Source organism: Shewanella olleyana (assembly GCF_023283825.1).
GTDB classification, from domain to species: Bacteria; Pseudomonadota; Gammaproteobacteria; order Enterobacterales; family Shewanellaceae; genus Shewanella; species Shewanella olleyana.
On the sequence record NZ_JAKILD010000036.1, the window covers coordinates 1 to 24,358 of the forward strand.

At 41.2% G+C, this 24,358-nt stretch carries 16 protein-coding genes; 6 read left to right on the plus strand and 10 right to left on the minus strand.

Features of this window, described 5'->3' with window-relative positions:
* Positions 1 to 784: 784 nt before the first annotated feature.
* Complete coding sequence (locus tag L2735_RS18175) at positions 785 to 2,503, minus strand: glycosyl hydrolase family 28-related protein (protein ID WP_248986057.1); 1,719 nt, start codon at positions 2,501 to 2,503, stop codon at positions 785 to 787.
* Positions 2,504 to 3,922: 1,419 nt separating this feature from the next.
* On the opposite strand from L2735_RS18175, the gene L2735_RS18180 reads away from it, so the two are divergent.
* The 3 genes from L2735_RS18180 to cydX are packed head-to-tail and all read left to right on the plus strand — an operon-like array spanning position 3,923 to position 6,770.
* Positions 3,923 to 5,479 carry a cytochrome ubiquinol oxidase subunit I gene (locus tag L2735_RS18180; RefSeq protein ID WP_248986058.1) on the plus strand — a complete coding sequence of 519 codons (1,557 nt, stop codon included), beginning with the start codon at positions 3,923 to 3,925 and terminating at the stop codon, positions 5,477 to 5,479.
* Between the two features lie 15 nt (positions 5,480 to 5,494).
* Positions 5,495 to 6,634 (plus strand): cytochrome d ubiquinol oxidase subunit II, encoded by a 1,140-nt coding sequence (gene cydB / locus L2735_RS18185; RefSeq protein ID WP_248986059.1) that lies wholly within the window; start codon positions 5,495 to 5,497, stop codon positions 6,632 to 6,634.
* 13 nt (positions 6,635 to 6,647) lie between these two features.
* Entirely contained in the window at positions 6,648 to 6,770 is a 123-nt protein-coding gene (gene cydX, locus L2735_RS18190) for a cytochrome bd-I oxidase subunit CydX (protein ID WP_102529403.1), read from the plus strand.
* A gap of 138 nt (positions 6,771 to 6,908) precedes the next feature.
* On the opposite strand, the gene L2735_RS18195 is transcribed toward cydX, so the two are convergent.
* The 4 genes from L2735_RS18195 to L2735_RS18210 form a co-directional block, all read right to left on the minus strand.
* Positions 6,909 to 7,400: a DM13 domain-containing protein gene (locus tag L2735_RS18195; RefSeq protein WP_248986060.1), complete on the minus strand. Its 492-nt coding sequence runs from the start codon at positions 7,398 to 7,400 to the stop codon at positions 6,909 to 6,911.
* Between the two features lie 412 nt (positions 7,401 to 7,812).
* Entirely contained in the window at positions 7,813 to 9,816 is a 2,004-nt protein-coding gene (locus L2735_RS18200) for a methyl-accepting chemotaxis protein (protein ID WP_248986061.1), read from the minus strand.
* Positions 9,817 to 9,969: 153 nt separating this feature from the next.
* The gene (locus L2735_RS18205; RefSeq protein WP_248986062.1) at positions 9,970 to 13,059 is read right to left on the minus strand and encodes an efflux RND transporter permease subunit; all 3,090 of its coding nucleotides are present in this window, start codon (positions 13,057 to 13,059) and stop codon (positions 9,970 to 9,972) included.
* On the minus strand, positions 13,056 to 14,180 hold the full coding sequence (locus L2735_RS18210; RefSeq protein WP_248986063.1) for an efflux RND transporter periplasmic adaptor subunit: 1,125 nt from the start codon (positions 14,178 to 14,180) through the stop codon (positions 13,056 to 13,058). The genes L2735_RS18205 and L2735_RS18210 overlap by 4 nt, the downstream gene beginning before the upstream one ends.
* Positions 14,181 to 14,434: 254 nt before the next feature.
* On the opposite strand from L2735_RS18210, the gene L2735_RS18215 reads away from it, so the two are divergent.
* Both L2735_RS18215 and L2735_RS18220 read left to right on the plus strand, forming a co-directional pair.
* Entirely contained in the window at positions 14,435 to 15,079 is a 645-nt protein-coding gene (locus tag L2735_RS18215) for a TetR/AcrR family transcriptional regulator (RefSeq protein WP_248986064.1), read from the plus strand.
* Positions 15,080 to 15,237: 158 nt separating this feature from the next.
* Entirely contained in the window at positions 15,238 to 16,167 is a 930-nt protein-coding gene (locus L2735_RS18220; protein ID WP_248986065.1) for a DUF6268 family outer membrane beta-barrel protein, read from the plus strand.
* A gap of 104 nt (positions 16,168 to 16,271) precedes the next feature.
* Here the strand turns inward: L2735_RS18220 and L2735_RS18225 are convergent, their stop codons facing one another.
* From L2735_RS18225 to L2735_RS18240, 4 genes are all read right to left on the minus strand, one after another.
* On the minus strand, positions 16,272 to 16,844 hold the full coding sequence (locus L2735_RS18225) for a chalcone isomerase family protein (protein WP_248986066.1): 573 nt from the start codon (positions 16,842 to 16,844) through the stop codon (positions 16,272 to 16,274).
* Positions 16,845 to 16,914: 70 nt separating this feature from the next.
* Positions 16,915 to 17,394 (minus strand): DUF2947 domain-containing protein, encoded by a 480-nt coding sequence (locus tag L2735_RS18230; protein ID WP_248986067.1) that lies wholly within the window; start codon positions 17,392 to 17,394, stop codon positions 16,915 to 16,917.
* 212 nt (positions 17,395 to 17,606) lie between these two features.
* A complete protein-coding gene (locus tag L2735_RS18235) occupies positions 17,607 to 19,181 on the minus strand; it encodes a methyl-accepting chemotaxis protein (RefSeq protein WP_248986068.1) in 1,575 nt (524 codons plus the stop codon).
* A 392-nt stretch (positions 19,182 to 19,573) separates the two neighbouring features.
* Positions 19,574 to 21,865, minus strand: a complete 2,292-nt coding sequence (locus L2735_RS18240; RefSeq protein WP_248986069.1) for a peptidase U32 family protein — start codon at positions 21,863 to 21,865, stop codon at positions 19,574 to 19,576.
* Between the two features lie 126 nt (positions 21,866 to 21,991).
* Between L2735_RS18240 and L2735_RS18245 the strand changes: the two genes are divergently transcribed.
* Positions 21,992 to 22,651, plus strand: coding sequence for a glutathione S-transferase (locus tag L2735_RS18245; RefSeq protein ID WP_248986070.1), 660 nt, complete (start codon positions 21,992 to 21,994; stop codon positions 22,649 to 22,651).
* A gap of 73 nt (positions 22,652 to 22,724) precedes the next feature.
* Here L2735_RS18245 and L2735_RS18250 read toward each other — a convergent pair whose 3' ends face one another.
* On the minus strand, positions 22,725 to 24,155 hold the full coding sequence (locus tag L2735_RS18250; RefSeq protein WP_248986071.1) for an endonuclease/exonuclease/phosphatase family protein: 1,431 nt from the start codon (positions 24,153 to 24,155) through the stop codon (positions 22,725 to 22,727).
* Positions 24,156 to 24,358: the final 203 nt, after the last annotated feature.

Below are 24,358 nucleotides of genomic sequence, written 5' to 3' on the forward strand. Positions count from 1 at the left end.
CTGTAGTAATGTTCATATTGGTCTCCTCGCTCTGTTAACTTAACGTTTCAACCTAAGTTTGGCACATTGTGATGCCGATAAGAGGAGGAGACCATTCCATCGTTGAACTTTCAAGCTTATTTTTGCAGCGAATAAACGGATACGATACAAGGAAGAGTCTATGTGCCTATGTGTCAATCTATCCGTCTCGAATAAGCTGCTCATTTTTAAAAAATTAACTAGCAAAGTTCAGCAGATCTTAGTTATTAATGAGAGGTAATATCAATATCGAGAACCGATTTATGAAGACGTATTCCTTGTTTTTTGGTTTCACGTATTACATTGTTTGACTAGATATAGGCTCTTCCCAAAAGGATATTCATCAGGTTATGAAGCAGATGATGGGCATAAGCATCTTACGACCAGTAATTTTACACTCGATTTATATTAGCTCCGTTTCAGAAGATCATTACTTGTCGCTGGGATGTTATAGATGAGCGGAATGTCGAGAATACATGGTCAATAATGCAGCATACATCATATGACATTTACCATATCCCTATGGTTCAGATGCATCCAATACAAGCTATGCAGTCAAGTAAATTAATACGCATCCATGTGGCTCTATGAAAAACAAATAACATCCATGTTAAATGACCAATTCAGCATTCATGCCTCTCGCACAGAGCGTTTTAAACTGTGAAACTACGCCTTGTTTTCTAAGGTCTTGAATGCATCTACACTGGCTTTATTATCTCTTCGATTTGATTGTATTTGTGAAAATTTTTAAATATTGTGAAATCCACTACTGGCCAACCATACTTTTATTCGTGCGTTGGGCTTCATAAAGAGAGCGTGGTTGCACATCTGGGTTATTTAATCCTTCTACATAGCGCCATTCATTAATAATATCATCTGGGCTCTTTTTGATATTAACCAGTTCCCCTGGAGTAATATGGGTCATTCCGACAAAGATGGTTTTCGGGTGCTGACGATAACAGTCGGCCCAAGTATCATAAGGCCCGTCGTAGGAATAAGAAGAGTAACTACAATACGTATAAGCTTCATTATCACCACGACCTGTGAGTGCACTTCTGACTAAATTCCAAACCACGTTATATTGCCCCGAGTGTGCGTTACTGCCCCAGCCCCCAGAACTTTGTAAAGTGACGTTGCGAAGATTCTCAAGCAAGTTATAACTGGCAAATCCACCATGAAAATCAATCCCTAATAGATCACTGTCAGAGGTGTTATTTAAGTTACGCACGACATTACCCGAAGAGGTGCCAGTAAGAGTGACAACATGATTTCGATATGTTTTATAGTGAAGATTTTGTATTAAATTATTGTCTGAACGGTATATGCCGATACCATGGTGTCCATACGCGCCATCAACCACAATATCATTAATGGTGATGTGCCTAGAGTTATGCAGGCTAATATCTAAAGTAGTATCTTGGATAGCGACATTATTCACCCAGCAGTCATCAATATTAGTAAATGCGATACCGCCAGTGTCGTAGCCGCCCTCAATGTATGAGCCATCATGAATACTCTCTATCAATAAGTCTTCGACACCACAGTTATTCACTTTAGACTTTAACGCAAAGAGTAGCGGGCGATACTTTAATCTAAGCGCTCTTGGGATAGGAGAAGCTAAGATAACTTCGTTATTATCGGTCACTTCTTTGACTTGTGTGGTAAAGAAAAATGGCATTTGCGACGGGCCTTGCACGTATTCTTCTCTATCTTCACTGTCATATAACGGAGATAATAACTCATTGGTAAGCTCATATAGCTCTTCTTCGCTCATCTCTGGCTTAGTTTCTGCTGTCCACGCTTGCATTCTAATACCAACGACAGCACCATCCGTTACGTCCACAATCCTATTTAAAGGAATACGTGTGCTCCCTTTTGCGACATCTTCAGTAATCGTGTGAACGCCGGGTAACGACCATTCGTTACTATGAAAATTAATGGTATGCAGGCTTACAGTGTTAATGTTATCTGACTTTTTCCATTGTTTAATAACGGTGCCATTGCCTTTTTCTCTACCAGCACCTCTTAATACAACATTTGCTGATCTTACCCAAATCGCATGCTCATCTGAAAAGTCTTCATCATTTTCAATGTTTAAGTCATATTGCCCAGCATCAAATAGGACAACCCCGCCACCGGCTTTTTCTGCTTCATCAATCGCGGTTTGAATGGCGATTAAGTCGTCTTGCCCATCATTGGGGTTGGCACCATAATCATTGACATGGAAAATAGGTCCAGTGATGTGGGGGATTTCCTCGCCCATTTTATAACCTGTGTCTTGCCAGTTAAATAGTGTATACCCGCCTTCAATCTCTTCGCCCTGCAAAAACTTTTCATAGATTGGCGTATAGGTTTCACCAGGCTCGGGAGGAGGCTCAACCGGTGCAGGGGGATCGGTTTGCTCTTCATCAGTGCAGGCAGCTAAGCTTATAAGTAGGAGAGAGAAGAAAAAGCACTTAATGGCTAAAGTCATATTATTCGTCATAGAGTTCGCTATATTTACTGAGGACTGTTGAACTTTGTTGGTAGTTTTTTGCTAATATAACAATAGGTTATAATTTGCTCACCCAAACACACCTTTAAGTTATATCGAAACAATGTTAACTGATACTCGATGGGAATTGCTATTAAAAGTTATGATCTGCACAGGCAGTATTTACAAAACCTCTCGGTCTGGTGCGGACGAAGCGTCATGAGTTTGACTCAATCCATACCAAGCTTGGAATATTGGTCAATTCATAATCCAAAGTTGAACATTAACTCAATATTAAACGTATGTTTGAATAGTTGCAGTAGATAATAACTAGATATTAAAAAGCCCCTTAGAATCGAAACTCTAAAGGGCTAATCAATGCTCTTTGTTGCAAGTGATCTGCAAGAGCTGTTTTGCGCTAACAAAACATCAAGGTTAACGTCTAATAGAATTAGCAAGCAACTGCATACTCAATCTATCTTCCGTTGTATTGCTGCTCTCGGGTGTCTAATAGGTAAGACACAAACGTTAGCAACAATAAAATCCTGTTTAGTACGCTTGGTACATTTCAACAAATACTTTTTTGTAGCTGTTGATGAAACGCTCAAATAATTTAGTCATGTTCTAAATCTCCACTCTGTAATATTAAAAATTAATAGAGTTGGGGATGTAACTTGAAGTCCATTTTGTTCAAGTCCAATCGGCCTACTCTCAACACAGGACATATTCTAATTCTGTTCAAAAAATAGCTCAAACGAATAAAATTAATCTTTATCATTAGTAAAACTTATCCAAAGTTAAATTTTTATGTTTGTAATATATTTTGTAGGTTGGTAAATTTACTTTAAATCAAGTGTTTATGATTTTGTTGTCAAAATATTTAGGGTTAAATATTCTATTGCTATAATTTACAAAGCTTATTTTTGTCTTGAGGAGGTGGTTTATCAGTTTTAGCTGGATTAGAAATGCTGATTTTACAAAAATGTAAACAAATTCCTAGCAATTTTATCTTGCAAGGTCAACACCTAAAATGTGGTAGTTTGCGCATCTACTCAAAACCCGCATAAAACCGAGTTTTTATGGCCAATAATGTTGATTGGACTCAAATTTTGGTGATATAAATTAAATGTCTACAGTATTTGATTTTTTATTTAAGCGATTGATATTAAGTAAATAATTAATATTTAGCTCTAAAGTTTGCTAGTGTTAAGTCACCCTTTGGGTTTATTTGTGATGAAAGTCTCATTTATGTGGTGTTTTAACAAGATAAGCTGAGCACGAGATTGAGATGTAGCTTTGCTTTGAGTTAACAACTTAATAACTTGTTATTTTGAGCGCTACTTTAAATATATAATTTTTTCCTGCAATGGCACTTGTTGTGATTGATGGGAATCATCATGACAATTGGATGTACCGAGTAAGGAGTCACCAATGATTATTGAAGAGGTTGTAGAGCTGTCACGATTGCAGTTCGCGCTTACAGCCATGTATCACTTTCTGTTTGTACCGTTAACACTAGGTTTAGCCTTTATTCTGGCGATCATGGAATCACTATATGTGATGACTGATAACCAGATTTATAAAGATATGACTAAATTCTGGGGTAAATTATTCGGGATTAACTTTGCTTTAGGTGTGACCACCGGTTTAGCAATGGAATTCCAGTTCGGTACTAACTGGGCTTATTTCTCACATTATGTGGGTGATATTTTTGGCGCACCATTAGCAATTGAAGGCTTGATGGCATTCTTCCTAGAGTCGACTCTGGTTGGTATGTTCTTCTTTGGTTGGGATCGATTCAGTAAACGTCAGCATTTAGCAGTAACTTGGTTAGTGGCCATTGCTTCTAATATGTCAGCGTTATGGATTCTAGTTGCCAACGGTTGGATGCAAAACCCAGTAGGTTCTGTATTTAATTACGAAACTATGCGTATGGAAATGACTAGCTTCGCTGAAGTGGTATTTAACCCTGTTGCGCAAGTTAAGTTCGTTCATACCGTTGCATCTGGTTATGTTGCCGGTGCGATGTTCGTTCTAGCGATTAGTTCTTACTACATCCTTAAAGGCCGTGACTTACCGTTTGCCCGTCGTTCATTCGCGATTGCAGCAAGTTTTGGTATGGCATCTATCCTGTCTGTTATCGTGTTAGGTGACGAATCAGGTTATAAAGTGGGTGAAGTACAACGCGTTAAGTTAGCAGCAATTGAAGCTGAGTGGCACACTGAGCCAGCTCCAGCAGCATTTACCGCGGTAGGTTTCCCGAATCAAGAAAAGATGGAAACTGACTTCGCGATTAAGATCCCTTATGCAATGGGTATCATTGCAACGCGTTCTATTGATGAACAAGTAACAGGTATCATTGACTTAATCGACGAGCATGAAATCCGTATTCGTAACGGTATGGTTGCTTACTCATTCCTTGAGCAGCTAAAAGCTGGCGATGAAAGTCCTGAACTGCGTGCAAACTTTGAAGCAACAAAAGGTGACTTAGGTTACGGCTTATTGCTGAAGCGTTACACTGAAAACGTGGTTGACGCGACTGAAGAACAGATTAAAGCGGCTGCCAAGGATTCTATTCCTAACGTAGCGCCAATGTTCTGGTCATTCCGTGTCATGGTTGGTGCTGGTGTGATTATGTTATTCGTGTTTGCTGCTGCATTCTGGCAAAGCACGCGTCATAAGATTGAAGAGAAGCCTTGGGTATTACGTGCAGCGCTATACAGCTTGCCACTGCCTTGGATTGCGATTGAATGTGGTTGGTTTGTGGCTGAATACGGTCGTCAACCTTGGACCATTTCAGAGGTGCTTCCGACCTTCATGTCTGCTTCGAGTCTGACGACTTCGGATCTGTGGTTCAGTATCATTTCTATCACTGTGTTCTACTCGATTCTATTAGTGATTGAATTGTTCTTAATGTTTAAGTTTGCTCGTCTAGGCCCATCAAGCCTTAAGACAGGTAGATATCATTTTGAAAACCAAGATGCTTAATCTGAGGACCTGATTATGTTTGATTATGAAATACTAAGATTTATTTGGTGGGCTCTGATTGGCGTATTGCTAATAGGGTTCTCTGTAACAGACGGTTTTGATATGGGTGTGGGTGCGTTATTACCAGTAATTGGTAAAGACGATACTGACCGCCGTATTATGATCAACACCATTGCCCCACACTGGGATGGTAACCAAGTTTGGTTAATTACTGCTGGTGGTGCACTGTTTGCTGCATGGCCTATGGTTTACGGCGTATCTTTCTCTGGCTTCTACGTGGCTATGATGTTGGTACTGTTTGCCTTATTCCTACGTCCAGTTGGCTTTGATTACCGCTCTAAAATTGAAGATCCAAGATGGCGTAAGTCGTGGGATTATGCATTATGTATTGGTGGCTTCGTACCACCGCTGATTATCGGTGTTGCGTTTGGTAACTTACTCCAAGGCGTTCCATTTGATTTTGATCAGTTCTTACGTGCAACGTACCACGGTGGTTTATTCGGCTTACTAAATCCATTCGGTTTATTAGCAGGTTTAATCGCAGCATTTATGTTTGTAATGCAAGGTGCATCTTGGCTACAAATGAAGACTGAAGGTGAGCTACGTGTTCGTGCTGCAAAAGCGGCGCAAATCACGGGCCTTTTAGTTGCTGTATTATTCGCTATTGCGGGTGTTTGGTTAGTCAACGGTATTGATGGTTATGTGATTACCTCTGCTATCGACACAGCTGGTCCTTCAAACCCAACCACTAAAACGGTTGCGGTAGAAGCTGGCGCTTGGTTAGCTAACTACGACAAGTACCCACTGACTATGCTATTCCCTGTATTGGGTCTACTTATGCCAGTATTAGTGATACTAGCAAGTCGTATAAACCGTAGTGGTTTTGCATTCTTGTTTAGCTCATTAGCTATTGCAGGTATCATTTTGACTTGTGGCGCAGCAATGTTCCCATTCATCATGCCATCTTCTTTAGACCCGAATGTGAGCTTAACAATGTGGGATGCCACGGCGAGTGAAATTACACTTAATGTAATGACTTACGCTGCAATCATTTTTGTACCGATTGTACTGAGTTATACCGCTTGGACTTATTACAAGATGTTTGGTCGCTTGAACCGTGAGTTCATCGAAAAGAACAAGACATCACTATATTAATTAAGGAGCCATTATGTGGTATTTCTCTTGGATACTAGGTGTATTACTAGCCTGTGCTTTTGGCATCATTAATGCGCTTTGGCTTGAGAACACTGAAAACTTAGACAGAATCAAAGAAGCTGATTCTGAAAAGTAACCAGTAGTTAAAGCTAGAAAATAAAACCCTGCCATAGTGCAGGGTTTTTTATTGGCTAAGTAAATAAGATGGTAGGTTAAGCTATTTAAGTAGCTGAGTGTAAGGGGGGGATTAGCTAACTGGAGTCTTAAGACTGCCCTATGACTGCGTTATCTGCTGGTACTGGGCGGCAGTAATAAATTGGCCAAAGCTTTCGCACCAAATAATGATGGTGTTGTAATCAGCGACATTCACATCTGTGGTAATTGGCACTAAAAAGTTATCGAAAGTTTTGACGTCAGCGACCTGAACCATTTCTGATTTTAAGCGGTTAAAATCTGCTTCGGTCTCGACAAACTCTTTAGCTAGATACACTTTAAAATCGGGCCCTGGTGATAACTTGCCATCAAGGGTGATGAATTCATCACCGATGGTGACTTTACCTTCGCCCCAATGTAACGCATCACTGTCTTTTAAATCACGACTAAATTCGGCTGTAAAGCGCTGCTGAGTGTCGATTGATTTAACTTGCTCAATACTTGGTGCATAAGGTGCGGTAAGAATAGGAAGGGCATAAATACCTGCGCCAAAGCCAATGGCAAGCACAAGTGCATGGGTTGAAATCAATGTGGCTATCGTACGTTTTTTCATGTTGTTCCTATTTAACCTGAGCTCGGGATAACAACTTGCTTTCTAGAGGCTATTTTTACTGATAACGGCGTTAAATTTGTTTGCAATAGGCCAGCTATTGACGCACAAATTTGCCTTGTTCTAAGCAAAAATATCTCTCTAGAATAAGATTGAAAGCAAAAATGTAATAATTCAACAGTTTAACTAACTTCTTACCCCGAATTCAGGTTATTTATTGTGCTCTTAGTCGTGATGCTACTACTTATAAAGAGCTGATTATAAAAGAGCTGTTTATAAAAGAGCTGTTAATAAAACTGCTGCTGGATAAATCATAGAATAAAAAAGGGCATGAACTTTAACGTTCATGCCCATATAAAGACCTGACTTAGTAGTCTTTTATTTCAATCACCTGTTTAAAAACTTTAAATCTACTCTACACCTTAAAGAAATTAATCTTGGTTTTTAGCTCTCCAGCCAGTTCTGTTAAGCCGTCAGCAACCTCAACGGTTTCTCCTGCGCGCTCTTGGCCTTCATTGGCAAGAGATGATATTTGGTGCAAGTTACGGGTGATTTCGTCTGCGACAGCGCTTTGCTGCTCTGTGGCGCTGGCTATGCTACTGGTGAAGGTTGCAAGCTCGCCAATGCTATCTGTGATTTGACTTAATTGCTCGCTGGTTTCCATGCCTTGCTCTGCAGAGAAAGTGCCTAATTTATGGCAGTCTTCCATTTGCTGAGCGGTACTTTTTACTTGAGATTGCAGTTGACCAATGGTTTTACTGATCTCAGAAATAGAGCTTTGAGTGCGCTGCGCTAGGGAGCGGACTTCGTCGGCTACCACGGCAAAACCGCGACCTTGCTCGCCTGCACGAGCGGCTTCAATGGCCGCATTTAATGCCAGTAAATTAGTTTGCTCAGCAATACTGTTAATCACTTCGGTGACTTGGTTAATGGCTTCGCTTTCTTTGCTGACATTTTCGATGTTGGCTTGGCTTTCATTCAGTTGAGTTTTGAGTGAATTTAAAGACTCAACCACAGCTGTGAGCTGTTGATGTCCGCTGCGAGATGATTCATCCACTTGCTGACTCTTCGCCGCTCCCTCGTTTGAATGACTGGCGACATCACGAATAGATGCCGACATTTCTTCAATGGCGGTAGCGATTTGGTTAGTTTGCATCATGAGTGATTCAGACTCGTCACCATTTTGTCTTGCCATTTCTTGCGCTTTTTGCGCCTGAGACTCTAAGGTTTCTACTGAGTGTTGCAGCGAATCAATCAAGTCTTTTAAGTTAGCTGACATATCTGCTGCACTGGCAGTGATTTGGTCTATTTCATTTTTGCTCAGCGGATCTTTTACCTCAAACGTCTGTGATAAGTCACCTTTACCTAATGCCTCAAGCTGCTGCTGTAAAAGCTGGAGTGGTGCCATCGCTTTAACTTGCGACATTGCCAATAAGCCGCTGATTAAAATAATCCCCAAGGCCGCAACACCTACAGTAATGTACAGCAATTGCATGCTTTCATTGTTAAGCTCAGCAGCTTCAGTTAAACCAATTAGAGTCCAGTTCCAACCTGGAATATTAATACTATTGGCAAACATGGTTGTTTGTTGATTGTTGCTGTATTCATAACTGAAGTGTTTCCCCATGACTTTATCGGGGTCTAGGCCGTTTAAAATGTCAGGGTTAAGGGCTTCACCAGCATTAAAGTGAGGGTGTGAAATGAGCCGTTTGTCACTGTTTCTCACCAGCATGTAATAGCCTGACTCTTCAACCACTAGGTTATTAATGGTTTTCTGTAATTCAGTGATTGATTCTGTAATATCAAAACCGATATATAAAATACCAATGACTTCGCCACTTTTGCTTTTTATCGGACGGTAGACCGTCATGTAATCCTTACCAAATAGCTTGGCATAACCTTCGTAGGTTTCACCCTTTATCAAAGTTTGATATCCGGGGTGATTTTGACCTAAGTAGGTGACGAGCGCTCGTGAGCCATCGGCTTTTTTAAGTGAGGTTGAGATCCGTAAAAAGTCATCGCCGTCTTTAACAAAGATGGTGGCTGTGCCGCCTGTTAAGTTTGAAAAGCGATCCACTTTACTTTTAGTGGCATTAATTTGGGCATTTTCATGTACGAGAGAGGGCGTTTGGGTACTGTAGATTCTGACACTGCGATCGGGTTTATGAAAATCGCCAGGATACATTGCCCGAAGAATATCGGCATTACGGCGAGCAAGGTTTAACAGGCTGACATATTGCAGTTCGATAAGTGCGGCATTGCTTTGCATTTGCTCGTTCATCGAAGCAATGGCTTTATCTTTTAACACATTAGATGAGCTCAGATACGACACGGAAGAAATGATACTGAATACCAGAACGGTAAGCGCTAGCGAAAAGTACGTTATTTGTTTTGTTATAGACCAACTTCGATAGTTCATGTGATTAGTTCCGAAAAAAGGATAGCTACAATCTAGTGGATATGACCCAGAATTGATTTGATTAAGATCATGGGAAGATTGAGTAAATTCTTGAATTTGAAATTGGCAATTCTAAAACAAAAAACGACGCATTAACGCGTCGTTTTTTGTTGGTTAGTAGTTGAAAATACTACACTTGTACGGGCGACAATATTCAGATTTCTGTGATTTTTTCTTCATTAAAATAAGATACATTGTCGGCACCCAAATGAGCGATAACATGGTTGTCAGCAAAGTGCCGCCTGCAATGGCAATCGCAAATGGTGGCCAGAATCCACCGCCTGCAATAATTAAAGGTAAGAAGCCACCGATAGTGGTAATGGTGGTCGAGCCAATGTGCCTGCCACAGCCACTAACTAACTCAATGATGGTTTGGGTGTTGCCCAGTCTGGCTTCTGGCACGTCTTCAAGTTCAGCCAAAATAACAATGGCGGCGTTAATTGCCAGCCCCATGAGTCCCAGCAAACCTATGATCACCGTAAAGCCAAATGGGTAACCAAATAAATAAACGGCTAATAACCCTAAACCTGCAGATTGAAATGCACTGAGTAAGATAATGGCGGTGAGTCTAAAAGAGTTAAACGACAGTACTACTGTGGCGAGTAATAGAGTCACCACCACCACGATATTGGATAGTAAGTTACCGACTGCTTCATCGCGTTTAGCGCTTTCGCCACCAATTTCTAAATGATAACCGGACGGCAGTTCGATTTGCTCCAGTTTATCTTTAACTTCATTGAGTACTTTTCCTGGCAGTACACCACTGACGATGTAGGCTTCAATGGTATTGACTCGCTCACCGTTTCGACGTGGGATCCCGCCGCGACTGACATTTATCTCGTTATGGGAGATGGCAGAAAGTGGAATCGTATCGCCTTGACTGGAAACCAGATTAAGCTCAGCTAATCGAGTGGCTTCCTCACGTGATGTATCGGCTAACCGGACTCGCACTGGCAGTGATTCGGTTTGCTCAAGTATGCTGCCACCTATGATGCCTGTGGTTGCCATTTCAATTTGCTTAGCGATATCGGTAAGACTTAAACCACTCATTAAGCTGGCATCTTCATTTATCTGTAGCCAGACTTTTGGCGAGCCAGCACTTAATGTGGCTCGAGTATGAATAACATCTTCAGTTTGCATCAGTAAGCCACGCGCCTGCTCACCCAATTGGTTTAAGGTATCAAGGGATGGGCCGTAAATACGTAACTCTACAGGGGCGTTAAATGGCGGTCCTTGTTCAAGTTTTCTCACTAGGATTTGTGCTTGGGGGAAGTCAGCATCAAACTCTTGCTGTAAGGATAAAATCAAGCGGTTAGCGGCTTCAAAGTCAGTGACTTTGACCATGGCTTGTGCGTAATTGGTGGCACCTTGCTGGCGTTGGGTTAAGTTGTAGTAAAACGAAGGGATATTGCCGCCCACAACCCAAGTGATCATTTCAACATCACTAATAGACTCCAAGCGTTCATCGATATGTCTTACCTGTTTTAAGGTGTTATCTAAACTCACATGAGGAGCAAGATAGACTTCAATTTGAAACATGTCTCTATCTGAAGGCGGAAAGAACTGCTCAGTCATTTTGGTTGAAGCCCAAAAGCCCACCAAAGGTAAAATACCGATGAGTAATGCGGTCATTAATGGACGTTGTAAGCCAAAACGTAAGCTGGTTTTAAAGGCGTGACTTAGACGAGGGAACGCCATCCCTTTTTGATACCAAGCCATGGATGCATTGTCTTGGCTAAATCGGCCTGCAAGGCCTGCAATAATGGTATGAGAAATTAGGTATGAACCCAATAAGGCAAACATCACTGAAATGGCGATGCCGCCAACAAACTCACCAGCAGCACCTGGCATTAATACAATCGGCGCAAAGGCCAGCATAGTGGTGATGGTAGAACCTGCTAATGGCAGCCATAAATGATTGATAGTTTTGCTGACCGCTTCAAGTTTAGTTAGCCCTTGCTTACGGCGCTGAGCTATAGCATCGACAATCACAATCGCGTTATCCACCATGATCCCCAATGCCACGACTAAGCCAGTTACCGACATTTGATGGATAGGTAAGCCTGTGTATTTCATGCAGGCGAGGGTGAATAATGCCGTTAATGGCAATGAAAGCGCCACTATAACGGCATTGCGCAAACCTAAAGTAAGCATCAATACAAACAAGATAATCAAGAAGCCTTGAATAAGGTTAATGACCAAGTCACCAAGGCGGACGCTGGTATAGCCTTGTTGATCGAACAGCCATTGCACTTCAATGTTGGCGGGGAGATTAGCACTGAAATCATCGACCACTTGGCTGACTTGGGCTTGCCATTTATCGACGCGATTATCTTCCAGCATGCGAGCTGAAACCAGCACACCTGATTTGCCATTGATTAAGGCAATGCTGGTGGCAGGCGTTTTAGGTTGGCGGCTGACATTGGCGACATCACCAAGGCGAATAATTTGACCATTGGTATCTATTTTTAGCGGCACTTCGCTGACACGGGTGATGGAATCTAATTCACCTGATACTTCAATCAGTGCTTTAAAGGTGGCGTTATTGATTTCACCTGCTGAAATTTTACTGTCGGCGTTCGATAATATCGATGCGATACTCGCGGGGGTTAATTTCAATTGGCTGATCTTATTGCCATCGAGTTCAACCAAAATTTCTTCATCGGGCGTGCCTGATAGTTTCACAAAATCAGTGCCGTTTAAAATGCGTAACTTGCTTTGTAACTCTTTTGCATAACGGTTTAGTACATCGGTGCGAATAGGCGTATCGCTTTTCCAGACTAAGCCCAATATTGCAGTATTAGCGTAACCTGTTTGATCGTCGAGTAAGCTATTTTGCGCGGACGTAGGCAGCTCAAATTTGCTATCAGAAATAAGGTCTCTGGCTCTAGACCACACAGGTGCGGTATCAATAACCGTGTCTTTTAATTCAAGTTGAATAACGGAAATACCGGGGCGAGAAGTTGATTGAACCAGCTTTAATTCTTCTAAACGGCGCAGTTGGTTTTCGAGCACTTCAGTGACTAAAGCTTCAACTCGCTCAGCTGATGCACCAGGGTATTGAGTGACAACTGAGGCAAAACGGTTGGTAATCGTGGGATCTTCAGTACGAGGTAAACTGCTAATCGCCCCCAAACCAGCGACTAACAGAAGCGCAATCATTAAGCTTGCTAGTCTGCCATTTTCAACAAAGGCCTTAATCATAATGACCTCGCCACAGCCGCTGAAGTGGGTTTAACCTGTTGGCCAACGACCAGCTTATGTAAGCCTTGAGTCACAATGACATCGTCTTTATTAATTGCACCATTGATATAAGCTTGTTGCTCAGTGGTATAGAGAATATCCACATCTCGGCGTTCAATGCGGGCTAAGCCATCATCACTTTTAGTTACCACAAATACATTCCACAAACCACGAACCCCATCGGTTAAAGATGAGATAGGCACCCAGTATCCTGCATCAGTGATTTGTTGTTGATATTCAAGATAGGCAATTTCGCCATTAATGACTTGTTTGTTACTTGGCAGGTTAATCCGCAGCTGCACGGTACGAGTTACGGCATCAATTTCAGCGCTAATACCTGCAACAATCCCTTGGTAAACCGTTTTACCTATTAGAATATTAACTTGCTGATTAGTTCTGAGCGTTTGCGCAACCGTGTTAGGGACGCCGATATAAGCTTGTTGTTGACTGGTACCAATTAAAGTAAAGACTGGACTGCCGAGGGCAATAACTTCACCTAAATTATGGTGACGTTTACTGATGGTGCCATCAAATGGCGCGACTAGAACAGACTTCTCTAGCTTAAGCTCAGTTGCGTATAACGAGGCTTCGAGGCGTTTTTGATTCGCTTGTAGGCTGGCGACTTGCTGCTGGGTTTCATCAAATTGTTGCTCAGAGACATATTGTTGTTTTTTCAATTCAATAGAGCGGGCTAAGTTGCTTTGGGCTAAATCTAAGTCGGCTTTGGTTTGCAACAGTGAAGCCTTAAGTTGCTGCTGCTCAGCTTGTAATAACTGAGTATTGAGCATCGCTAATGTTTGGCCTTTAACGACTGCATCACCACTGTCAACGATGATATCACTTAGTTTTCCTGCTAATTCAAAGCCAACACCAGTCGTGTCGGCTGAGCGGACAATCCCTGTATATCTCTGTTGGTGTTGATAGCTGTTATTAAAGCTAAGGGCTTGAGTTATAACATTAGGCACAGCAAGTTGCGCAGTGGATTTGACTTCTTCTTGGCTACAAGCACTTAAGAATAAGATGCCAGCACTCAAGCTCAATAGAGTTCTGGATAGATTAAAAGAACGCGCTGCTGTTTTCATGGTGAACATTCCTATTGCGATATAACTTCCTTGGCAAATCAATTTAAATGATATTGATCTGCACTTAACATCATGTGATGCTCAATATTTAAACTAGACTGTCTAGTCTATTTCGTGTTAATTCTATTGCTATAAAACTAGACTGTCCAGTCCAATTTGTGATTAAATGTTATAAAGAGTTAACAGTCTGTAGCTTTAAAACGCTTGAAATGACCAAGCAGCAACAAAGCTGCCCAAGACAAAAAGATGATCATATGAATAAAAGCGCAACTCATTCAACGCTCTGCCAACATAGTGCTCCAATGACTCGTAGCGAACAAAAGCGGTCGCAGATTTTAACAGCATCGATAGAACTGTTTTGTGTACAAGGGTTTCCTAACACGAGTATGGATTTGGTCGCTAAAAAGGCAGGTGTGTCCAAGCAAACTGTATATTCACACTTTGGTTCAAAAGATGAATTATTTATTGCAGCAATAGAATCTAAGTGTGTTGTACATCAGTTGACCGGAAATTTACTGGATGACGCTGCAAATGCCGAGCAAACGATCAGAATGTTTGCCCAGCAGTTTGGTGAACTCATTGTCAGTGATGAAGTATTAGCAGTATTCAAAACCTGTTTAGCCCATGCCGAAACCCACCCCGACTTATCGAAGCTGTATTACGAAGCAGGTCCTAAGCATGTTTTAGGCTTATTAAGCGACTATTTATCCAAAGTGAATCAGCATAATGAATTCTATTTTGCCAATCCGCACGATAGTGCTGTGCGTTTATGCTTAATGCTTTTTGGTGAATTAAAATTAAGATCTGAGCTGGGAATTGATGTTGCCGAGTTATTGCCTAAACGACAGGCTTATATCGATGAAACAGCGACGTTATTTTTAAATGCTCACCGTAAATAAGTAAAATAATTCAATAGTGTTTGTCAGTGGTAATAAAATCTGGGTAATATCTCATAAAATATTGAATTTGTGATCCAAATTGAAATACTCAGGGTATAGAAGTTATGTATAAACCTTGGTAATTTCAAATACAATAATAATGAGAAAGGATGCAGTTAATGAAAGTTATTCCAAGCTTGTTTCAGGCGAGTCAATTCAGCGTAAGTGCGGTAAAGAAAACTACTCTGTTAAGTGTTATTACAGGTCTGCTTTTGACTCCTTATGTTGCAGCTAGAGAATACACTCCGTTTAAATTCAATGTGTCGCGAACTTCAACTGAAGCTGCCCAGATAGACAATACTAATGCCGAGTTACAACGTGATGTTTGGCGTTTAAAGTTATCCGGAGCTATGCCTATCAATAAACAATGGATGATAGGAGCTAATATTGGCTACGATAATCTAGATTATGGTTTTAAAAACATTGACTCAGGCATATTAAACGATCGAGTAGCCCCATGGAGCTCAATTAATAAATACAGTGCTGGCTTATCACTTATTTACCGTCCAAACACCAGCTGGATGTTTATGGTCGCGCCAAAACTGCAATACTCTTATGCCAATACCGCTTCATCGTCTGATGCGCAAAGTTACGGTGTCGTAGGTTCGGCCATGTATCGTTTTGAGTCGGGAAATATGCTGGGCTTTGGTGTAGCGTATCTTAATGACATTTCTGAAGTTAAAACTATTCCTTATCTTGCTGTGCGTTGGAAAATCACCGATAAGTTAACCCTAGGTAATCCGTTTGAAGCCGGCTTCAGTGGCCCTGCGGGTCTAGAGCTATCTTATGAAATGAATGAAAAATGGAATTTTGGTGTGGGAACCTCACGCCGTTCAGAGCGTTTCTTGATATCAGATAGTGAACAAACTATCGAAATGGAAGAGTGGGTTACGTTTATTCGTGCAGGTTGGAATATCAGTGAAAAAGCCACGATTAACGCTTATGGTGGCTACTTTTTCAATAGCGAAATGGAACTCAGTGAACCACGAGTTACTGATGAAATTGATAACCAAGCAGCGGCAGGTTTAGCGTTTGAAATTAAGTTTTAAGCAAGCTAATTAATACTTACCATCCGTAAATCAAAAAGCGACCAACTGGTCGCTTTTTTAGTGAAATTAATAACAGTAACCTTGCTATTTAGCCTGAGCTCAGGTTATTTAGCCAGCATATTCTTACGTAAGCTTTTTTGTGCAGGCTCATCACCTAACCAAATTTTTAGCAATGCTTGTCTAAACGCTTCGCCTTCAATCGTGGCTTGTTCAGTGCCATTTTTAAAGCTTGTCACACCAGCGCCTTTATGGGTGACAAAAGTAAACTGATCGCCTTTGCTGACTTCTTCAGTAAACAGTCCCATAAATTGTTCTATGTTTTTGTCTATCGATGAGGTATCGCCGTCAGTTGCGCTATCAAATCCTTCGTTAATTGCATCGACCATTTTATCGGAGGTGATCATGCCAGAAGTAATATTAAGGCGAACCACCGCTGTTGATTGTTCTAAAACAGCGGTTAAATCTGTTGCAGGCGTAGCGATATAAAGGCTGCCTACATATAAATCCATAAAGAACTTACTACGAACACCTGCGCCATTTAAGGCAAGGGATTGTTCAGCGATAGTCAGGTTATCTGCGAGTTCTACACCTGATACAGTTTTAGCTTGTGCAAGTGACGGGATGAGTAAACTCGTTGATAAAACTGCGGTTAGAGCGATTGTTGAAAATGCTTTCATAGGGGGACTCTTTAATATTTGTATTGTTAGCCAAGTGGAGATTTATTCGAGTACACTTGGCTAATCGGTTTTAGCTGCGCATCCCTAGCTTGTATTGTCCATTTTGTTCGAACATGATTGCTTGTTTTTTCTTGGGAGCAATCAGGATTGGACCGTCATCAAAAAACAAAAATGCTTTCCAATTACGGGCAAACACAACCCAAGTTGTTTCAATAATTTGGTATTTTTCATAGCAGAAGAACACTTGAGTATCGTCTGCCCAATCGATGAATTCAGCGATAGGTTCTAGCAGCGTATTGTCATCTGAATCCCAAGCCGATTGCCAATGTTCAGTATGTTTCCAGGCATCTTGCTTGGCAGCCCAGTCACCTTTAGAGAATAATTCAGCACGGTTACATTTATTACTAATCCACTGATTCCAAACTGTCATCGCACTTTTGTCGGTGAGCGGTTTGATTAATGCTTTATCTGTATCTAACACGGGTAAATCTTTATGGTTAAAGATCCACTTGCGTTTGTATGCATCTAATGGAATGTAAGTGTGTGCCAAAAATAACTCCTAGCTAAATAAGGATGAGACTGATAATAAGTGGAGGATTATAACGACTCGCTAATAATAGTGCTAGCGCTGAAGGTTAGATTGGGAAAAGGGGGGTGAGAAAGGCAGTCAAAGCGGCACTTTCTCACTAGGGTTGACTATTTTCAGGACATACGTTTGCAGGGCTTACGTGTAGTGCTTAAGGGCAGTGCTTATGAGCAAGGCTATAAACGAAAGCGTCTGATTAACGAGTGAAACACACCAATAGTATTCTCAAGGGATTCACTGGCTGTTAATGACTCATTGGCCGCATTTGCGGTATCGGTTGCGCCATCGGCAATATCGATAATTTGCTGGTTGATATGCTCAGCCACCGCGCTTTGTTCTTCAACGGCTGATGACATTTGAAAAGTCATGTCGGTAATGCTACCTACAGCATCTTTAATTTCACTCAAAGCATTACGAGTATTTTCCACCACTTTCACACCGTGTTTAGCTGCCTGCTCACCTTGCGTAGACATTTCAACGGCGCTATTAGTGCGGGCTGACAGTTGCTTAATGACTGCATGAATTTGATCGGTCGATTCTCGAGTTTTTAATGCTAAAGCGCGGACTTCGTCGGCGACGACACTAAAGCCTCGACCTTGTTCGCCAGCTCTTGCAGCTTCAATGGCGGCATTTAATGCCAGTAAGTTAGTTTGATCGGCAATTGAAGATATAAGGTTAGCTGCTTGACCGATTTGCTCTGTTGAATCTGCAAGTTCTTTAACGGTGACCGCAATACTGTCGACGGTGTGACTTAACTGATGAATTGATGCCAGCGATTCATTTGCTAAGTCGCCACCTTTATCAACGTACTGAATGGCATTTTCTGCACTGTGAGCATTTTCTTCTATCTTTTGAGCGACTTCTTGAATCGCTTGCGACATTTCAGTAATGGCAGAGGCTATTTGCTGGGTTGCTAGTCCTTGTTGTTCAACAGAAGTTTGAGTCACAGACACTTGTGTTTTACTGATAACTGAAATGTCACTTAAGCCAGTCACTGACTCATTGATACGGGTTAAGGCTGTGCGGCAGCGTGCCATTTCGCTAATAAAGGCAAGCTTAGCTTGAGCACTGATACCAGCATCATCAAAGTAGGTTTGGGCTACAGTCGCATCGGCAAATGATTTAGGACTGATGTTGATTAATGATTGCCAATGCCCCCTTTGCTGCTGAACACTCCAGATACTGCTTAATACTAGCATCAATAAGGTTGCTACTATGGCCGATGGATTGGCTTGCCAACTAAACCAACACAGTAAAAATAGTCCAGGGGCTAAGATGGGTAATACTTTCTGTAAACTATAACCAAGTCGAGTCGTTGAAGCCGTCGCGGATTTTCCTGCTAGAATACGTTGATAAGCTTTTGCAGCACGTTGTTTTTCTGATGTTTCTGCACATACTCTGACTGACTCATATCCAACCAGGTTATGACCATCATAAACTGGGGTAACAAAAGCGCTTACCCAGTAAAAATCACCATTTTTACGCCGGTTTTTAACTAAGCCCATCCACACTTTGCCCGCTTTAAGTGTTTTCCACATGGTCTCAAAAACAGCCGCTGGCATATCAGGATGACGGACAATATTGTGTGGCTGGCCAATCAGCTCTTCACGGCTATAGCCGCTGGTGTCGATAAATGCTTGATTGCAGTGGGTGATGTTTCCTTTGGGATCAGTACTTGAAACTAATGGAGTGTCAGGGGAGAAAAAGAACTCTTGGTTATTAGCGATATAGCTTGCAGAATGATTTTTCATAATTCTTCTTATTTTAAGCTGCAGAGGTCATAAAAAAGCATAAAACGTGACTGCGACCTCAAAAATATAGTGAGAATGTAATCGAAATGACAATGAATTTACAGTATATAAACCAACTGGTTAGACGTGTTTTCTAGTGGATTAAACTAGTAAGTAATAAAAAGGTAATTTAAACAAGTGTTTAAATGATTGTAAGTATTACTATTCTGAATCAATTTGATACACTTTTTGTTTTTAAAATAAGCTAATTCAATGATTTATGTTACTCGTAACAAAGTAGTCGTCAGTGACATAACTGAGTATAGTTTGCACGACTCATGTCGATATTTAGAAAATAAAAAGCCCAGCTAGTTAAGTTGCTGGGCTTTTTTAATCGTCAGTAGCTATTCTATTTATAGCCCGTTTTCATATTGTAAGTGCGTTGATTCTGGCACCATTTTATATAAGGTTTCACTGGCTTCGTTTTTACCTGCAAGCAGAGCTTCAAATTGCTTAATAAGCTCAACTTTATCTGGTGATTGTCTGTCACCGGCGCCAATGTTGGTTAAATCAATCATAAAGCCATCAAACATATGGCTTAAGTCGTCAATGATTTCGGTATTTAAGAATTGATCTTGGTTATAAATACTTGGGTAACCGGCTTTTTGTTTATCAATGGCAAACGAGTCACCTTTGAGGTTTTTAATGCTGGTGGATTTATCACAAGACAGCATACAACCATTATCAATACGCGGTTTTTCACAGCCGACACTTTGCTGGAAGAAACACTGACGGCTGGCCATTAGCAAAATTGGGTGGTAAATGCTGTAAAGCATTTTAAAGTTGTTTGGTCTGGCAATTTGCTTCATCTGTTGCTTGTTAATTTCATTTGAAATGAACGCACCAGCACAATCAAAGCCTTCTTTTAATGCTAATAAAGCATAAGAGTTAGTGGTATTTAAAAATGGTCCAGCTATCCACTTAATGCCGAGTCTATTGGCATGATAAGCAATACCAGTATTGTTGGTAACAATCAGCGGCGGTTTAACTTGCTCAAGAATATTCAGCGCCACGTCATAATCTTTACCAATTAATACTGGTGGGAACCATGGGATTAAACGCGGGTTTTGTTGTAAAAAGTCGACATATTTAGTGCAGCCACGTTTATAGGCATCAGGTAATTTAAAGTAAATATCGCCGTCAGTAACATCGGCAAGTGCAGCATCTGCTTCATCGCAAATTAGCATCGACAGTGCAGGCTGTTGTTCTGCATTTTTCTTGTTACGCTCAAGTTTTGGTAGCTCAACTTCTGCAATCACTTCAATGCCATCATTTAAATAAGCTAACAGCTCATTTTTTAAGGTAGTGATTTCGCGATACGGAATACTCATACCATCAGTTAAGTTATCAGTATCGAGTTGAATTAACTCGAAGTTGGCGTTGTTGATATTTTTAAAGCGCTTTTCGATGGCTTCTTTATCTACACTTAACTTCTCACTCGGGCGCATTATGCTGCTTGAGCTAAACACCACGGTTTTCGACTCAACATCGGCAAGATCACTTGCTGCGCTTTGGGTGGTGACGGTAAGTGTTAGCGGCTTAGCTTCTTCACTGGCAAAGCTTAAAGTTAGCTTGATTTTTTCGATGCTTAAATGGGCAATTTTATCATCAACAGAAGCATTAATTTGTTGCTTGTCGACTTGTAATTGTTGCTGTGCATCATGGATTTGAACCACTGAAATTGACTCGCCTTTTTCAGCTTTTAATTGGTCGACCAAATGATTTTTAGAGTTATCACGTGGATTATCGATAAACATCGATTGGTTTAAGTCGCCACGTAAAAATGCATTGGTGAAATCACGGTTAAAGACTTTGTATAAGCGCTCGCCATCTTGGGTCAGTTCGCCTGTTTCAACATAGCCATCTATTTGCTTACGGAAGCTGTCGATAACGGTATGGACGTAACTTGCACCTTTAATGCGACCTTCGACTTTAAATGAATATACGCCAGCTTCAATCAGTGCAGGTAAGTCGAAAAATGCAGAGTTATCTTTAATATTTAACGGAAAGTTGTTTCCCGACTCTGTCGTTTCGTACTCTTCACGACAAGCTTGGCTGCAGCGACCACGGTTACCTGAGTTACCCGCACTGGCTGAGGTTGAATAACATAAACCAGAGAAGGCGACACATAACGAACCATGAACAAACACTTCTAATAAGGTGTCATGTTCTTTACCGACTTCAGCTAGCGTGGTTATTTCACGAAGGTTTAGCTCGCGGGATAAATTAACTCGGGTTACCCCAAGCTTTTTAAGAAACGGGATTTGGCCGGCATTGTGGGTCGTTAACTGAGTAGATGCATGGATATCTAAAGTCGGAAAATACTTACGTAATACATAAAGCAGACCAATATCTTGCACAATCACGCCGTCTAAGGTGGTATTAACCAACTTATTAAGCAGCTTGATAAGCGTTTTAAATTCTTGCTCTAAAATAACAATGTTGAGGGTTAAGAATATTTGGCAGTCATATTGATGCGCAAGTCTGATGATCCCGACCAATTGATCGAATGAAATATTAGCTGCGCGATTACGGGCGTTAAAGGTATCTAAGCCGCAATATACAGCATCTGCACCAGCAATAATGGCCGCTTTAATCGCTTCGACATCACCACCTGGGGCTAATAATTCAATCTTCGGTTTCATGTTCTTAAAGGTTCTCAGTTAATTTTAGTGAGGGGATGTTACCCGTATATTTTGCTAATGAATATGGTTAAAGTGGATAATTAATTAGCCAGTGTGCATATATGTAGTTGGGATTAACATACAACAATGAATAAAATCATGGATTTACCTGTTATCTACTCGCTCAGAAATTGTCCATTTGCAATGCGAGCCAGAATTGCCATTTATAAGTCAAAACAGCCAGTATTGCTTCGAGATCTGGTGTTAAGTGATAAACCCGCTGAAATGTTAGCGGTGTCGCCCAAGGGAACGGTTCCTGTGGTTGTCACTAAAACAGGAACCATTATAGAAGAAAGTTTTGAAGTGATGTTGTGGGCATTAACTCAGGGTGATCCTGATGATTTGTTGTTTGCCGCTGATGACTCGCTAGATGAGATGCTGAAGTTAATTTATATCTTTGATAGTGAGTTCAAGCGCTGCTTAGAAAACTACAAATGTGCTAAACGTTACAGTGAAGCTAATATCGTAGAATGCAGAGAAGCCTGTGAGGTTTATATTGCCAAGCTTGAGGCGTTATTGTCTCAGCATCGATATTTAATGGCGGACAGAGAAAGTTTAGCCGACATTGCATTACTGCCGTTCATTCGTCAATTTGCTCGGGTTGAACGTCAATGGTACTTACAAGCGCCTTACCCTCATTTACGGGATTGGCTTAATGGTTACCTGCAAAGCAAGATGTTCAGTAAAGTCATGACTAAACATCCGCTTTGGCTAGAAAACCGTGAAGATGTGGTTTTTTGCGGCTAAGGCCTTATATGGCCTTAGCCTTATATTAATAGGGCCTTATATTAATAGGGCTTATAGTTTAGCCCTATTAACACTACAGCTTAATATCAATCCACACTAGGCGATGATCTGACGAAACCGATTTTCCTCCGCCGCCCCATTTACCAACACGGGGATCCTTCATCATCAAATGACCTTGCTCTGATACCGTTGGCCAGAAAACGCCTGAGCCGGAGACGTTTAAGTCACTTGATGGAATCACATGATCTAACCGCAAGCCTGAAGTGCTGGTGATGTTTGCCGAGTAATTGATATCTCGGTTATTTTTTCGGCATTCGCTAGTAGAGAAGCACTCTGGGCCGCCTAAGCTGTGAGGTGCTTTATTACCATGAGTTACATCTTGATTGACTTGCTTACTATCCATCAAATCTTTGATGGTATCTAAGTAGCCATCACCTGAATGAGGATCTGCATTTAAGTCACCTAAGATAACAAATGATGCCTCATTGTTAATGCCGCCTGTTTGACCTTGATCATCGTAAATGTAGCTGCCAGAGCCTGAGATGTAATCATGCCAGAATTTAATTTCGGCTCGATTGAGTCGTTTATTGTTTTCGGTCACCGTGTCAAAAAACGGTGGGGTTGGGTGAGACATTAATAAATGAACCACTTTATCGCCGTTAGCGGTGGGAATGATAATCGGTGCATCCACATGGTTTTTAGATGACATGGGCTTTTCTGCCCAAGCAGCGTCGCTGTACCATTTGTCGCCACAGGCTTTACCTGCTGGAATAGGGTACTTTTTGTCTTGGCAATTACTGATAACCGGATTGGTTTCACCGGGCATGTCTTTCCATTTAAAGTGCTGGAAAGTACGGATGTTGTCTGTATCGATTGGAAATTGCGAAGCTAAACTGAACGCGTATTGGCCATGATAAACTCCAAAGCCCCATGCATCAGCAGGTAAGGCGATTTTACCGTCGTGGTTTAAATCGTATCCGCTTAATAAGCCAGTATTGGTGGCGAAGTTTTCAAAGAAACCAAATTCAATAGGTTCTAGCGCTTTGTATTTATCAGCAGTAGCACCTAGGGCATTTTGTGGGACAGAAAGGTAGTTGCGCTGAAAGTTATCAATCGCTTGCGAATCGTCTGCTATACCGTCGTTATTAAACTCACTCATTAATAACACAGCAGGTCGTTTTGTTTGAATGATGGCAGCGACATTACGAATTTGAATGACTTTTTCAGCCAGTGTTTTATCTTCATCAGTTAAGCTTTTATCAAACCATTTTCTCATCAAGGCATCTTGCTGAGCCTGGTTGAGACTCATTTCTGTCACTAGATCTGAGAAGCTGTTTCTATCAAATGAAAGGTTAAAGGCACCAATACGAACATCTTTGATTGCATCAGTAGATTTAATCACATCTGGCTGGGTATGCTGACTAAAATCATCATTGTTACTATTACAACCCATGAGTAATAGTGCGCTGACAGCAAAAGCTGCAGCGGTTGGTAATACTTTCATTGTAACCCCATTGTTATTGTTTTTTGCTTCCTTTGTTGGAAACTGGTTTGGATTTTATACTTATCTTCATCACAGCTTCAAATAAAAACCGTGCTATACCCAAACAACTTGAAGATACGTGTTTCAGAGCTTCACCGTGTTTTCAATACTAGGCGCGTTAATGCGGTAATGTAGGTACCTTATAAATTAGCGCAACAACGTAG

What these genes read in the sequence shown, in the direction of transcription:
- L2735_RS18225 (WP_248986066.1), bottom strand. Translation starts at nt 16,844, where the DNA reads ATGAAAGCATTTTCAACAATCGCTCTAACCGCAGTTTTATCAACGAGT.
- L2735_RS18235 (WP_248986068.1), bottom strand. Translation starts at nt 19,181, where the DNA reads ATGAAAAATCATTCTGCAAGCTATATCGCTAATAACCAAGAGTTCTTT.
- L2735_RS18240 (WP_248986069.1), bottom strand. Translation starts at nt 21,865, where the DNA reads ATGAAACCGAAGATTGAATTATTAGCCCCAGGTGGTGATGTCGAAGCG.
- L2735_RS18245 (WP_248986070.1), top strand. Translation starts at nt 21,992, where the DNA reads ATGAATAAAATCATGGATTTACCTGTTATCTACTCGCTCAGAAATTGT.
- cydX (WP_102529403.1), top strand. Translation starts at nt 6,648, where the DNA reads ATGTGGTATTTCTCTTGGATACTAGGTGTATTACTAGCCTGTGCTTTT.
- L2735_RS18215 (WP_248986064.1), top strand. Translation starts at nt 14,435, where the DNA reads ATGAATAAAAGCGCAACTCATTCAACGCTCTGCCAACATAGTGCTCCA.
- cydB (WP_248986059.1), top strand. Translation starts at nt 5,495, where the DNA reads ATGTTTGATTATGAAATACTAAGATTTATTTGGTGGGCTCTGATTGGC.
- L2735_RS18205 (WP_248986062.1), bottom strand. Translation starts at nt 13,059, where the DNA reads ATGATTAAGGCCTTTGTTGAAAATGGCAGACTAGCAAGCTTAATGATT.
- L2735_RS18210 (WP_248986063.1), bottom strand. Translation starts at nt 14,180, where the DNA reads ATGAAAACAGCAGCGCGTTCTTTTAATCTATCCAGAACTCTATTGAGC.
- L2735_RS18250 (WP_248986071.1), bottom strand. Translation starts at nt 24,155, where the DNA reads ATGAAAGTATTACCAACCGCTGCAGCTTTTGCTGTCAGCGCACTATTA.
- L2735_RS18175 (WP_248986057.1), bottom strand. Translation starts at nt 2,503, where the DNA reads ATGACGAATAATATGACTTTAGCCATTAAGTGCTTTTTCTTCTCTCTC.
- L2735_RS18180 (WP_248986058.1), top strand. Translation starts at nt 3,923, where the DNA reads ATGATTATTGAAGAGGTTGTAGAGCTGTCACGATTGCAGTTCGCGCTT.
- L2735_RS18195 (WP_248986060.1), bottom strand. Translation starts at nt 7,400, where the DNA reads ATGAAAAAACGTACGATAGCCACATTGATTTCAACCCATGCACTTGTG.
- L2735_RS18220 (WP_248986065.1), top strand. Translation starts at nt 15,238, where the DNA reads ATGAAAGTTATTCCAAGCTTGTTTCAGGCGAGTCAATTCAGCGTAAGT.
- L2735_RS18200 (WP_248986061.1), bottom strand. Translation starts at nt 9,816, where the DNA reads ATGAACTATCGAAGTTGGTCTATAACAAAACAAATAACGTACTTTTCG.